This window comes from Cylindrospermum sp. FACHB-282 (assembly GCF_014697195.1).
GTDB lineage: Bacteria > Cyanobacteriota > Cyanobacteriia > Cyanobacteriales > Nostocaceae > Cylindrospermum.
Genome location: NZ_JACJRJ010000002.1, coordinates 37734 through 51090, shown reverse-complemented (window position 1 = coordinate 51090; position 13357 = coordinate 37734). Strand labels below are relative to the sequence as shown.

General features: G+C 41.8%; 11 protein-coding genes. 5 read left to right on the top strand and 6 right to left on the bottom strand.

Annotation, left to right across the window (positions count from 1 at the left end):
* Position 1: 1 nt before the first annotated feature.
* From accD to leuB, 4 genes are all read right to left on the bottom strand, one after another.
* On the bottom strand, positions 2 to 952 hold the full coding sequence (accD, locus tag H6G32_RS01230) for an acetyl-CoA carboxylase, carboxyltransferase subunit beta (RefSeq protein WP_190453623.1): 951 nt from the start codon (positions 950 to 952) through the stop codon (positions 2 to 4).
* 589 nt (positions 953 to 1541) lie between these two features.
* Positions 1542 to 2363, bottom strand: a complete 822-nt coding sequence (locus tag H6G32_RS01225) for a prepilin peptidase (protein ID WP_190453620.1) — start codon at positions 2361 to 2363, stop codon at positions 1542 to 1544.
* 205 nt (positions 2364 to 2568) lie between these two features.
* Positions 2569 to 2829 (bottom strand): hypothetical protein, encoded by a 261-nt coding sequence (locus H6G32_RS01220; RefSeq protein ID WP_190453618.1) that lies wholly within the window; start codon positions 2827 to 2829, stop codon positions 2569 to 2571.
* Positions 2830 to 2942: 113 nt separating this feature from the next.
* Positions 2943 to 4031, bottom strand: coding sequence for a 3-isopropylmalate dehydrogenase (gene leuB / locus H6G32_RS01215; protein WP_190453613.1), 1089 nt, complete (start codon positions 4029 to 4031; stop codon positions 2943 to 2945).
* 210 nt (positions 4032 to 4241) lie between these two features.
* Between leuB and H6G32_RS01210 the strand changes: the two genes are divergently transcribed.
* The 5 genes from H6G32_RS01210 (at position 4242) to purT (ending at position 10099) form a co-directional block, all read left to right on the top strand.
* Positions 4242 to 5105: a mechanosensitive ion channel family protein gene (locus H6G32_RS01210; protein ID WP_190453610.1), complete on the top strand. Its 864-nt coding sequence runs from the start codon at positions 4242 to 4244 to the stop codon at positions 5103 to 5105.
* 408 nt (positions 5106 to 5513) lie between these two features.
* A complete protein-coding gene (locus H6G32_RS01205; protein ID WP_190453607.1) occupies positions 5514 to 6464 on the top strand; it encodes an ABC transporter ATP-binding protein in 951 nt (316 codons plus the stop codon).
* Positions 6465 to 6493: 29 nt separating this feature from the next.
* Complete coding sequence (locus tag H6G32_RS01200; RefSeq protein WP_190453604.1) at positions 6494 to 8329, top strand: ABC transporter permease subunit; 1836 nt, start codon at positions 6494 to 6496, stop codon at positions 8327 to 8329.
* A gap of 61 nt (positions 8330 to 8390) precedes the next feature.
* Complete coding sequence (locus H6G32_RS01195; protein ID WP_190453601.1) at positions 8391 to 8888, top strand: pentapeptide repeat-containing protein; 498 nt, start codon at positions 8391 to 8393, stop codon at positions 8886 to 8888.
* Positions 8889 to 8929: 41 nt separating this feature from the next.
* Entirely contained in the window at positions 8930 to 10099 is a 1170-nt protein-coding gene (gene purT, locus H6G32_RS01190) for a formate-dependent phosphoribosylglycinamide formyltransferase (RefSeq protein WP_190453599.1), read from the top strand.
* A gap of 75 nt (positions 10100 to 10174) precedes the next feature.
* On the opposite strand, the gene H6G32_RS01185 is transcribed toward purT, so the two are convergent.
* Positions 10175 to 11494 carry a serine hydrolase gene (locus H6G32_RS01185; RefSeq protein WP_190453596.1) on the bottom strand — a complete coding sequence of 440 codons (1320 nt, stop codon included), beginning with the start codon at positions 11492 to 11494 and terminating at the stop codon, positions 10175 to 10177.
* 261 nt (positions 11495 to 11755) lie between these two features.
* Positions 11756 to 13030 (bottom strand): WGR domain-containing protein, encoded by a 1275-nt coding sequence (locus tag H6G32_RS01180; RefSeq protein WP_190453593.1) that lies wholly within the window; start codon positions 13028 to 13030, stop codon positions 11756 to 11758.
* Positions 13031 to 13357: the final 327 nt, after the last annotated feature.

Sequence of the window (13357 nt, the reverse complement as noted above, 5' to 3'; positions counted from 1 at the left end):
TTTATTCAACAACAGTAGAACTCAAGCTCATTGATTCCCACAACAGCATGGGGGGTGTAGTTGGTAAGGGCTGGTGCAAAGCAATTAGCTGGGCTAGGGTGCTCTTTAATTGGGTACGAGACACAATATCATCTACAAAACCGTGCTTGAGCAAATCTTCAGCAGTCTGAAAATCATCGGGCAGTTTTTCCCGCAGGGTTTGTTCAATTACGCGCCTTCCAGCAAAACCAATGGTTGCCTTTGGTTCTGCGATAATGATATCGCCTAACATGGCAAAACTAGCAGTAACGCCGCCTGTGGTGGGATTAGTTAAAATGGGTATGTATAATAATCGGGCTTCTTGATGGCGTTGTAGGGCTGCGGATATTTTCGCCATTTGCATCAGGGAGAGCATTCCTTCCTGCATTCTCGCACCACCAGAGGTGCAGACGATGACCACAGGATAGCATCTCTGGGTAGCTTGCTCAATCATTCGGGTGAGTTTTTCCCCCACGACGGAACCCATACTACCACCCATAAAGCGGAAGTCCATGACTCCCAGGGCAATGGGTAAGCCGTTAATTTGACCCAAACCAGTTTTAACTGCGTCTATTAAACCAATTTTTTCCTGCATTTCCCGCAAGCGATCGCTGTAGAGTTTGCGATCGCGAAATTGTAGGGGATCGGTTGGGCGTAAATGCTCATCCATCGGTCTCCAGGTATTTTGATCGATCAATTGCCGGATGCGTTCATCGCTATCCACCCGGTTATGATGACCACATTCAACACAGACCATCTGATTAGCCCGGAGGTCTTTTGCATAAGACAAAACACCACATTTAGGGCACTTGTGCCACAGCCCATCAGCAATTTCACGTTCTTGGCGTTCGAGGCTAGTAGATCCTGATTTACGCCGATTTGCAAACCAATCAAACAGGGACTTTAAACCGCGTGATTCTTCGTTGTTCGCCATTTTTATCTTATTCAAGTAGGTATGAGGTCGAAAACAGGTCAAGCCGCTACTGTCCGTTTAGGGTAAAAAGTCGAACGTCCAGATTAATTTTGACTTTTTACTCCCGACTTTTGTAGAGACCCGATGAATTGCGTCTCTACACTTAACATTTCGACTAAATCGACAAATTATGCTTCTCAGCAATTCAAACCTGATTTTGCATCTTTGGTTGCCAGCTTAACGAAAATGCTTATCCCAATACAAGTTTTTTACCAAGTGTCACGGTAGTTAATTATATGAACTGACAGGCATTGCAACTGGAATATTCACCCCCCATCAGCACGCCCTTGCCTCCAAATTAATTATTCTTGCTGCCAGGTTATGAGAGCAGTCAGCATCTGTAGTATTTAGTCATGTTTGCCAACTGATTTTTTTTAGAGGCTAATACAACTCACAGGTTAATATTACCAAAATCTGAATCGCAGATGGGGTAATGCAAGTTACAGTCATGGAGGATGGCGGTTTCTGATGATGGGATCACAAGGTAATAAGTAAAGAATAAAAAAAGACATTTAATTTTGAATTTTGAATTTTGAATTACTCCTGTGTTTTAAGATACGGGAAAAAATAACCCCAGGTAACTAGACAAAATCGCTTCGCCGCTAAAGATAGTAACCATGGCGCCTGAAGATAAAAAAGGGCCAAAAGGCATTTTTTGACCCAATCTTCGTCGTGATGAAATAATTGCGCCGCTACCCACTAACACACCCAAGGTACAGGCAATAAAACCAGCTAGAAGCAAATACTTCCAACCCAACCAAGCTCCCATCATGGCGGCTAATTTAGCATCACCTGCACCCATTGCCGCTTTACCAAAGGCGATGGAACCAATGATAGAGATGGCATCAAATAGCCATAAACCCAATACTGCTCCTGCTATCCCCATCATCAGGTGCTTTGTCAATCCCAGCCAGCTAGCTTCTGGTAAATAACCAACCACCATTTGAAAGACAATCCCCACTACCAAGCCTGACTTAGTTAGTGAGTTGGGTAGAGTCATGGTATCTAGGTCTATAAGCGATAAAGCTAATAACCAACTAAAAAATGCCCAATAACCTATTGTAAAAATCGAAACTTTAAATACTAAAAAAACTAGTAAAAATATTAAACCCGTTATGGATTCGATGACAGGATAACGCAGAGAAATTTTGCTTTTGCAATAACGACAGCGCCCTTTTAACCACAACCAACCTAGCACTGGTACATTATCATAGCTTTTAAGCTGGTTTAAGCAATGAGGACACCGAGAAGGTGGCCAAAGAATTGATAATTTAGCAGGTAGCCGATAAACAACAACATTGATGAAGCTGCCAATAGATGCACCCAAAGCGAAGACAATCAGACTCGCCGGGGCGAAGATCAAAATGTCCATAGAGTTTTTTTGTCAGTTGTTGGTTGTAAGTCAGTGCGGTATTGGGGGTCTGCTATACAAACAGTAGCTCCCAATTAGCAACTAACATGTCTCTTTTGGAGGTGCTAAACGCAAGGCGCTTGCTAACGCGTAGCAGCGACCTAGGAGATACCCGGAGGGTCAGTTGTCAGTTGTCAGTGATTAACTAATGACTACTGACTAATGACTAGTACATATACGATTCAATTTGATTCAACGGTACAAAACATTCCTGTGGTAACAGAACTGGTTGATTAGTAAAAATCACTTTACCCCGATGAGTCACGCGACTAATTGCTACACCTGAAGCTTGCCCAACAATTTCGGGATGTACTTCACAGTAGGTATAGTAGATTTGCCCAGCTGCCCTGATCACGGTGGGATCAACCAGAGGCGGCTGGTTTTTTGGGGTAGCAAAATTAGCTTGTCCTTGTCGTAAAGCGTACACTATAAGCTCTTTATACAATTTATAGAGTTCTCTCTAGTTTATCCGAAACTTTCAGCAGTTTATCCGAAACTTTTGGTAACTAATGCTAAAATTTTCCAGCTAAGACTAGCAGATTATTTGGCTTCGAGAATTTGAATCAGTGCGTCGCCCATAGCGCGGCAACCCAAAAGATTCATCCCCACAGACATAATATCTCCTGTGCGATCGCCTTGTTGTAAAACTTGTAACACTCCGTTTTCCATAAAATCAGCTGCCTCTGGTTGATTTAAGCCGTAGCGTAACATCATTGCTGCACTCAAAACCTGGGCTAGGGGGTTGGCTTTATCAAGTCCGGCGATATCAGGGGCGGAACCGTGAACGGGTTCAAACACGCCGGGCCCAGTTGCACCCAAACTCGCTGAGGGTAACATTCCAATACTACCAGTCAGCATGGCAGCCGCATCAGAAAGAATATCGCCAAATAAGTTACCTGTAACGATGGTATCAAACTGCTTGGGAGCGCGTACCAACTGCATCGCTGCGTTATCGACGTACAAATGAGATAGTTCAATATCTGGATATTCTGTGGAAAGTTTGATCATGCGATCGCGCCAGAGTTGCGATACTTCTAACACATTGGCTTTATCCACAGAACAGAGTTTTCCACCCCGCTTGCGTGCCGCCTCAAAGGCCACTCGCGCAATACGTTCAATTTCTGATTCTGTGTAAACCATCGTATTTACACCACGTTTTTCACCTGTTTCTGTACTAAAAATACCCTTGGGCTTACCGAAATAAATTCCCCCGGTGAGTTCCCGAACTACCATAATATCGACACCTTCCACAATTTCTCGCTTTAAGGTGGAAGCATCAATTAACTGGGGTAAAATTTTCGCTGGGCGCAAATTGGCAAATAGTCCCAAACCCGCCCGCAGTCCTAACAAACCTGCTTCTGGGCGTAGATGGGATGGTAATGAATCCCACTTGTAACCACCGATAGCGGCGAGTAAGACTGCATCACTATTGCGGCAGATATCTAAGCTGATAGCTGGTAGGGGTTCCCCTGTAGCATCAATTGCTGCACCACCGATGAGGGCTGTTGTGAATTCAAACTGAATATCAAAGCGCTTCCCTACGACTTTGAGTACGTTTATCGCTACAGCCATAATTTCAGGGCCAATGCCATCGCCGGGAAGTAAGGTAATGCGGTAGTTCTGAGTCATAGCTAATTTTTACTGGGTAAATGTTTGCCGATAAAATATCATACCCAGCAAAATGTACATTATGAAGTTTTTAATTTATTTATCAGTAGTATCGACAGATTAATAAGAAATAAAAAATACATAAGCTAAAGATTAGAAAAACCTATCTATAGATATTGGTAGTCTAATTCGTTCTATCTTTATTGTATTGTAAATATACAAACAAAAATTATGGATTTCAAGCAAATCGGCCAAGTGACGATCGCACTGTTAACTCAGTTTGGACTAAAAATTGTCGGTGCGATTCTGCTGTGGTTTATCGGTCAGCAACTGATTGACTTTGCTATCAAGCTAGTGCGACGCGCTTTCAGAAGCCAACATCTTGATGCCACACTTATTAATTATCTTGTCAATATAATTTCCATTACCCTAAGAATTGTGCTGATTGTGGCACTTCTGGGCTTTTTTGGAGTAGAAACAACCTCCTTTGCCGCATTGTTAGCAGCAGCGGGTATTGCCATTGGCGCTGCCTGGAGTGGACTGCTGGCCAACTTTGCCGCAGGTGCTTTTTTAATTGTCTTTCGACCCTTCAAAGTTGGTGATTTCATTACAGCAGGCGGTATTACAGGCACTGTGACAGAAATTGGATTGTTTACCACCAGTATTAATACCCCTGATAACGTGTTGACCATTATCGCTAATAACAAAATCTTTGCTGACAATATCCAGAATTTTTCTGCTAATCCTTACCGTCGCGTTGACTTACAGGCCCAACTCCATCACGATGTTGAACACAACCAGGCGATCGCACTGTTGAAAGAGAAAATTAGCCAAATTCCTCATGTGCTCTCAAATCCAGCACCAGATGTAGAAATTCTCACCTTTAATTTGGCAGGGCCTGTACTAGCAGTTCGTCCTTATTGCAGTAATGATTATTACTGGCAAGTGTTTTTTGACACTAATAAAGCTATACGTGAAACCTTTGGACAAGCTGGATATCCAGTTCCCGAACAGCGTTATACAGTTAATGAATCATCAGTGAATGGAAATTTGCCTCCCTTTGTCCCACCATCATCTGTCTCCTCTGAATCATGAGACAAAAGCAAATATTTCAATAGCAATTTTAAAAAGATAGGACTTAACGGACAGGAAACACCGAATATGAAGCATTGCTTAAGTCTGTTGTAGGGTGCGTCAGACCCAATAATTTGGCAATAATGAACAGATTTTGGACCTCTGACGCACCCTACAAAGCCATGTTCAAAAGCCGAAAATGACCAACTATCGTTGCTCCATATCGTGTTCAATTTGTATAGTGCGTAAGTTCTAAAAGAGGTAAATAGACTCATTATGTAGGGGCAATTGATCAATTGCCCCGTCAGTATATATATGGAAATCTCCGCCAATTTTCTCCAACCTAGTTACCATTTCCGAAACAAGCCTGACAAATGCTGTAGAGAGAGGTTAGCTTAACTATTAATCTCCAGGCGCATTCTAGCAGCTATGGTAAAAGAACTAGCAATTAGAACCAGTGGACTGACTAAGGAATTTGACCGACATATTGTCGTTAACAATATTGACTTAGAAATCCAGGTGGGTGAAGTTTACGGACTGATTGGCCCCAATGGCGCGGGTAAAACAACTCTCATCAGGATGTTAGCAGCAGCGGAGGAAGCAACTACAGGTGAGATTTATATTAATGGTAATCGCTTAGTTCGGGACAAAAGCAACCCCACCCTCAAGCGTCGTCTGGGTTACTTACCCGATGACTATCCCCTATATGAAGATTTGACAGTCTGGGACTATCTAGATTATTTTGCCCGTTTGTATCGCTTACGAGATCCCCGCCGTACTCAACGCCTACACGAAGTTTTAGAACTCATTCAACTCGGTAGTAAACGCTATAGCCCAATTTCTACCCTATCGCGGGGGATGAAGCAACGCTTGAGTTTAGCGCGAACCATTATCCACGAACCGATTTTACTATTGCTAGATGAACCGGTTTCTGGACTTGATCCCATTGCAAGGATGCAGTTTCGCGACATCATCAAAGCTTTGCAAGAAGCTGAGATGACGATTTTGATTTCCTCCCACGTTCTCAGCGACTTGGCTGAGTTGTGTACCTCTGTGGGAATTATGGAATTAGGCTTTTTGGTAGAAAGTGCCTCACTGCAAGAACTTTACCAACGTCTAGCCCGTCAGCAAATTTTAGTCTCAACCTTGGGTAACTTAGAAGTATTAGTGGCTGAACTAAAAAATCAACCTTTGGTAGAAGAGTGGGAGGTAATCCCAAGCAAAAACAGCGTGCGGGTGAATTTTTCTGGTAAACAGGAAGATAGCGCTGAGTTATTGCGATCGCTAATTAGCGCAGGTATTCCCCTAACTAATTTTCACTGCACCCAAGAAGACTTAGAAAGTATTTTCCTCAAACTAGGTCACAAACAAGCATCTTAATCCGTCAATATTTTGGAGAATTTTTTCCTATGATGCTCAATTTCGTAGACAAAGTGGGTGAATGGAATCCCCAACTGTTTCGGGAACTCAAAGGACGGCTGAAAACTTTCAATGTAGCGATCGCCCTAGTCTCATCCCTACTGCTACAACTGGTAATATTTTTGTACCAGTTAACCCAATTGCCCGATGAAAAATATGCCCTCACCGATAACTACTGTCGTCTGCGTACATTGTACGAACAACAACAAACCCATCTTTACCAGCAACAAGACGCCCTTAATCAAAAAATAAGTAATTATCAACAGATTCAACTAGCCGATCTGACAATCATCCCAAATCTCAAAGCACAACTTCAGCAAGTCAGAACAGAACTGACTAACTTGCAGAATTATATATCAAAGAATGTTTGCCCTCAAAAGGACATTGATTGGCAATTGTGGTGGAAAGATCACTGGGAATATACCTTTCTCTCTATCAGCGTAATTTTTGTTTTCACACTAATAGTTGCTGGAACTTTTTTACTCATCAGCGATTTAGCCAAAGAAGAACATCGCGGTACACTGAATTTTATTCGCCTCAGTCCCCAGTCAGAAGCGAGTATATTGACTGGCAAGCTGCTAGGAGTACCCTGCTTAATTTATCTCTTCATTCTCACAGCAATTCCTCTGCATTTATGGGCTGGACATTCTGCTGGCATCGCCACAAGCCACCTTTTTAGTTACTATGCTATTCTTTCCGCTAGCTGTTTTTTCTTCTACAGTGCTGCCCTATTTTTTGGCTTAATTAGTCGTTTCTTCAGTAGCTTTCAACCTTGGTTAGGTACTGCTGCCATTTTCATGTTCTTATTCATAACAATGGTGATGGCATCATCTTCTGTCGGCTACTCAAACAATCCCACTGCTTGGTTGAGAATGTTAAGCCCTTGGGATATGATAAATCATCTGTTTCCCAATTTCTTTAATAATCATTACGGTCATTTGCCCCTAGGAAAATTGCAATTTTTCTATTTACCAATAGGAGCAAATCTGGTCAGCCTTGTTGGCTTCAATCTAGTCAATTATGGAATCTGTACTTACGGCATTTGGCAAGCAATGAAACGTTGCTTTCGTAACCCCAACGCGACTATTTTAAGTAAAAAACAAAGTTATTTGTTTGTTGCTTGTCTTCAAGTGATACTTTTGGGGCTGGCTATGCAAGATTCCAATAATACACCAGAAGAGGCAATTATCTACTTAGGGTTATTCAATTTTGTCATATCTTTGGCATTAATAGCCATTCTCTCGCCTCATCGCCAAACTATACAAGATTGGGCAAGATATCGACACCAAAATGTCTCTGATTCTAAGAGTGATAAACGTTATCCCTTATGGCAAGATTTGATGTTGGGAGAAAAAAGCCCTGCAATATTAGCGATCGCCATTAATCTGGTAATTACTACTACACCAATCATGGTTTGGATTGTACTTACACCTGATACGACGATGATTGGCGATTATGATAAAATTAAGGCAATTTTAGCTGTGGCTTTGTCGGTCACTTTAATGATGATTTACGCCACTATAGCCCAAATAATGCTGTTGATGAAAAATCGCAAGCGTTCATTCTGGGCAATTGGTACCATAGCCACAGCAATATTTTTACCCCCGATAATTTTATCCTATCTCAGCATATCCCCATCTGATAATCCTGCTGTATGGCTATTTTCAACTTTCCCTTGGGTAGGTATAGAATACGCCCAGACGATCACAATTTTTAAGGCATTTCTAGCTGAGTTGACTGTTCTCACATTGTTAAATTTCCGATTGACAAAGCAAGTCAAATTAGCCGGGGAGTCTGCAACCAAAGCACTGTTAGCAGCACGCTAACTACAGTAGAGACGTTACATACAACGTCTCTACACTCGGCAAACTTACCACCCATACAAGGATGCTAAACTCCCCAACTCAAGAATTGCGCGATACTGCAATTAAATTTTTAGAAAAAAGCCCCCAGCATCGCTTACAAATTCTCCAAAAATTGGGAATTGCACGTTACTATTTTTTAACCGAAATATCTTTAAATGAAGCTAATATTATTTGTATAATGCGGTTTTTACAATTTCCAAATCAGCTAAAATTTCCCAATCTCAAAGGTGCAGATTTATCTGGTTTAATTTTAGATGAAGTAAACTTGATTCGGGGAAATTTATCTGTAGCAAATCTACAAAGTACCAGTTTAGTTAATGCCGACCTTCTATTTGTTAATTTTACCAGAGCCGACTTGAGAAAGGCAAATTTGACAGGGGCTACGCTAAATCAGACTATTTGGTTAGATACCTTAGTAGATGAGTGTCAGTTAGGCGCGGGTATTGGGTTAACACAACTGCAACGTAAAGATTTACAACTGCGGGGGGCTAGATTCAACTATTCAGATGATGATATTTAAAATAAATTAAAATGCTTGGATTGTTGCCCTAAATAAATTTTATGAAAAATTCCCTAAAGCTGCCCAAAAAATTGATGTTACTGGGTTCAGGTGAACTAGGCAAAGAATTTGTAATTGCTGCTCAACGTTTAGGCAATTATGTGATTGCAGTTGACCGCTATGCTAATGCTCCGGCTATGCAGGTGGCTGATTGTGATGAAGTTATTTCTATGCTTAGTGCTGATGACTTAGAAGCTGTTGTTAGTAAGCATCAGCCTGATTTGATTATACCAGAAATTGAAGCAATTAGAACTGAAAAGCTGTTAGAATTTGAGCAAAGAGGAATTACAGTTATTCCTACAGCGGCGGCGACTAACTACACAATGAACCGCGACAGAATTAGAGAATTAGCAAGTCAAGAGTTAGGGATTAGAACGGCTAAATATGGTTATGCAGTGACTCTAGAAGAGTTGATTGCAGCTTCTGATAAAATTGGGTTTCCCAATGTTGTCAAACCCGTGATGTCATCTTCTGGCAAAGGTCAATCTGTGGTGCAGACTCAGAGTGAGGTGGAGAAAGCTTGGCTGGATGCGATCGCCAATTCTAGAGGTGACAGCCAAAAAGTGATTGTCGAAGAGTTCATTAACTTTGAAATCGAGATTACCTTACTCACCATTAAACAATGGAATGCACCAACAATTTTCTGTTCTCCCATTGGACATCGTCAAGAAAGAGGTGATTATCAAGAATCTTGGCAACCAGCAGCCATTGCAGAAGATAAGATATTAGATGCCCAGGCGATCGCCCAAAAAGTCACCGATGCCTTGGGGGGAGCGGGAATTTTTGGAGTTGAGTTTTTTATCACCCAAGACGAAGTGATTTTCTCCGAACTTTCTCCCAGACCCCACGATACAGGCATGGTAACGTTAATTTCCCAAAATCTCAACGAATTTGAATTGCACCTACGAGCTATTTTAGGCTTACCCATTCCCCATATAGAACAGTTGGGAGCATCAGCCAGCGCCGTAATTTTAGCTTCAGAACAATCGGATGCAGTTACTTTTACAGGAGTCGCAGATGCTTTATCAGAAAAAGATGTAGACATTAAGCTATTTGGTAAACCCAATGCTCATCCATATCGCCGGATGGGAGTAGCTTTAGCAAAAGGTGCAGATGTAGAAGAAGCGAGGGAAAAAGCGACGCTGGCGGCAGGTAAAATTAAATTAGTTTAAAAATCCGTAGAACAGGCGAGACGCCTGTTTAAAGGCATTTTCAGGGCAGGCAAGATGCCCGCCCTACGGGATCAATTACGTATTAGGAGAATCAGCTGAAGCCACCGGAATCGGCTGATTTAGGTAATTGTAGACTAGCTGAGAAACTTGGCGAATAAATTCTCTACCTCTCACATCTTTATAAGGACGTTTGACGAAAATAGCTGCTAGATAATGCTTACCATTAGGCATAGTAATAAACCCAGCATTACCAATCAGAAAGCCGATATCGCCAGTTTTGTGGGCGATAACTGCACCTTTCCCCAAACCGGCAGGAAGCAATGTGCGCGTTTTCGTCTGACGCAGAATATCTAAAGCCTGTTCTTTGCTTTGGCTAGAAACTAGTTTATCATTCACCAACAAAGCCAAGGCCCGCGCCAAATCTTGGGGACTGGTGGTATTAGTTCCCCGGAAGTCACCTAAAAGACGACGAATTACTGTGTCTTTCAGTCCCCAACTACGAAAACGCTGATTGAGTCGCGCTGGGCCACCCAAATAATCGATAATCATGTTGGTGGCGGTATTGTCGCTGATCACACTCATCTTGGTGATGGTTTCCAAAGCCGTGTATTTTTTCCCGACTCGTTCATATTGCATGACTCCAGAACCGCTGGCTACCAAGTCACGGCGCATAGTTAGCTGTTTATCGAGGCTGACTTTACCCTCGTCTAAAGATTGAAAAAAGGCGAGTAGAATCGGCAGTTTGATGGTGCTAGCGGCGGGAAAAACGCGATCGCCTCCGATATCTAAATAATCCCCATTATCCAGATCCAAAAAGAACATCCCCGTTTGCAAAAAGCTGTACCGACTCATCAAAGCTTTAATCTGCGGTTCCAGCGCCTTCATTGGTGAATGCAAGGGAACCACACCAGCAAACAAATTTCTATCACTTCCTGGGGAAATATTGGGTTGAAACGCCCTCATTGGTCGAGTGGGACTTACTTGCAGAGGCTTAGGTAACTGCACAGACCAACGGTTAGAGGAATCCTTTTGCAACTTCACCTGTGCAGGGTCGAAGCTGTAACCAGGTGCTAAAGTAATCTGAATGCGAGTCGTATCTGCGTTAAACTGTCTGATGCCAACTTCTTTAATGACAAACCCAACTCTGCGGCTAGCTTGGGGATATCCTAGATTCACACCTGGCAAATCAATTACCAAACGGCTAGGGTTGGTAAGTACTTGCACTTTGGGTTGTACATTTTCATCTGTGCTGAAGTTTAGATGATTGCGGTTGCTGTCAAAATGCCAATTAGCGACGGTTGCGGCTTTGACAGTAGAACCAAGGAGAAAAACGCTTAAAAAGCCGGATACAAACCAGCTAGCTTTGATAATTTTGTGTGTGTGTGTGAGTGGCATCAATTAAAACTTTGTGTGAAAGAAAGATTGAGGAACCAACGAAAATCGAGTTCCATTAAAGCACAATAGTGGAGATTGTGTTGGCCAATCTGCCTTTTACCAATATTCGGGATAGTATTAGGACTAAAGCTGCGTGTCACACTCAATGTAAGATTGTAGGGTGCGTCAGATGTCGAAAATCTGTTTATGGTTAACTAATTATCAAGTCTGACGCACCCTGCAAAGCCATGCCAGTTGCGTAAGTCCTGAGTATGATAAATATTAGCCACAAGCCCAAACAAAGACAAACTCATGCTTGTGTGACTTGCACTGAAGAATGTGTCCAGTACCCAGATCCCCAAAGGAATAAGGTAGATTATCCTGAGAAGCTAGTTGAAAAACCTGACGCATCGGTTCTTGACAAATGGGGCAGCCAGGACATTCCATTCCCTGCACCCATACTGGATAACCCCCTAGTTTATCTCCTTCTAGAGGTGCGATGGAATCACAAAAATCATCCAGATCCTCAAAACCCAATCGCTCAATCACTTCATCTTCTAGCGTCTCATTTCCCAATTGATCCCAACCATAAACCAAGGCTATAAGGTCTTCCAAATCGGGATAATCTGCCACTTCTTGCCAAGCAATAATAGTTTTAGCAGGAAAATGAACTCCATATTTTTCCCCATAAATCATTGGTAAAGGTGGAATAGCCCCTTCTGAAGTTGGTGAAATCATCCGAATCAGCACATTAGGGATGGGATAGGCAGTTCTACCATAGTAGACTTGAGCAGGTTTTAGGATTCCTTCACAGTTACTAGGAAGACAATGAAACATTTGGATTAATCCAGTACCATATTCGCTTTTTACAGGCTCTGGTAATTCGCTCAAATTAAGTTGAAAAAAGAGTTGCATAGATGACTTACCGCAACAAGGGCAAGTTGGCCAAGATTCATTTTCAGCTAACCAAGGACGACCCGCGAATTTAGAGGATAGTAGCGAATCATCCCCTTCTCTGACGATAGGTTTCCAAGCTGGACGTATGAATTGAGATATATCTAAATCTTTATGCTCCAAGAGATTTCGTTTATTCTTTACTGTTTGCACATATCCTTTCTTCAGTTTCTCATTAACTTTTTTAGATGCTGCTAACCGTGCTTTTTCTACAGTAGGGTAGGTATTAGTAGAAAATTGCCCTTTTGCCCCAATTCGACCATAGTTAATGACTACTTCTGTACCCTTAACGACGACTTCGTAAAACTTGTGAGATTTACTGTCAGAAAATTCTAGATATATTCTTTGTGTTAATAACGTTTCTGTTATAGGAGGAGTTATAGGAATTTCTTCTATAGAGGAAGAAGAAAAAGATTCATAGTTCTTAATAATTGCTAAGTAAAGATTTTCAGCCTCAGCCTGGTCATTCAATTTATGAGTTTCAAAACCTTCTACTTCCCTTTGGGGAATGAATGTTATCAGATTGACTATACAACCCTCTAAACAAATTAGACATTTTATTCCTGTGTTTAATGTTAATAGACGCTGTTTGAATAAAAGCATTTTTTTGTATCACTTAATTTACTATTACAGATTAGCAAAAATATCTAGGAATCCTATTTGATTTTTGTTGGCGAAGAGTTCGCTTTCTGTTTAGAGGATATTTTAAAAGTTGTTTGTGATCAAGCAAACACTCGTAGATTACCCTAAATCCACACAAGTCTCTCTCAATGCAATTTATGGTTGCGAGAATACAGGAAATTAAACCTCACCCTGGTTATTGCTACGCAAAACCTGTCCCTCTCCTTCGCAAGGAGAGGGATGTCCGTTAGGACAGGGTGAGGTTTTTCAAGACTTTTGGGTAATGGGATAACTTGTGTGTACACGATA

Excerpts from the sequence above, each read along its gene's own strand:
- purT (WP_190453599.1), top strand. The coding sequence starts at position 8,930 with ATGAAAAATTCCCTAAAGCTGCCCAAAAAATTGATGTTACTGGGTTCA.
- H6G32_RS01225 (WP_190453620.1), bottom strand. The coding sequence starts at position 2,363 with ATGGACATTTTGATCTTCGCCCCGGCGAGTCTGATTGTCTTCGCTTTG.
- leuB (WP_190453613.1), bottom strand. The coding sequence starts at position 4,031 with ATGACTCAGAACTACCGCATTACCTTACTTCCCGGCGATGGCATTGGC.
- H6G32_RS01185 (WP_190453596.1), bottom strand. The coding sequence starts at position 11,494 with ATGCCACTCACACACACACACAAAATTATCAAAGCTAGCTGGTTTGTA.
- H6G32_RS01180 (WP_190453593.1), bottom strand. The coding sequence starts at position 13,030 with ATGCTTTTATTCAAACAGCGTCTATTAACATTAAACACAGGAATAAAA.
- H6G32_RS01200 (WP_190453604.1), top strand. The coding sequence starts at position 6,494 with ATGATGCTCAATTTCGTAGACAAAGTGGGTGAATGGAATCCCCAACTG.
- H6G32_RS01210 (WP_190453610.1), top strand. The coding sequence starts at position 4,242 with ATGGATTTCAAGCAAATCGGCCAAGTGACGATCGCACTGTTAACTCAG.
- accD (WP_190453623.1), bottom strand. The coding sequence starts at position 952 with ATGGCGAACAACGAAGAATCACGCGGTTTAAAGTCCCTGTTTGATTGG.
- H6G32_RS01205 (WP_190453607.1), top strand. The coding sequence starts at position 5,514 with ATGGTAAAAGAACTAGCAATTAGAACCAGTGGACTGACTAAGGAATTT.
- H6G32_RS01195 (WP_190453601.1), top strand. The coding sequence starts at position 8,391 with ATGCTAAACTCCCCAACTCAAGAATTGCGCGATACTGCAATTAAATTT.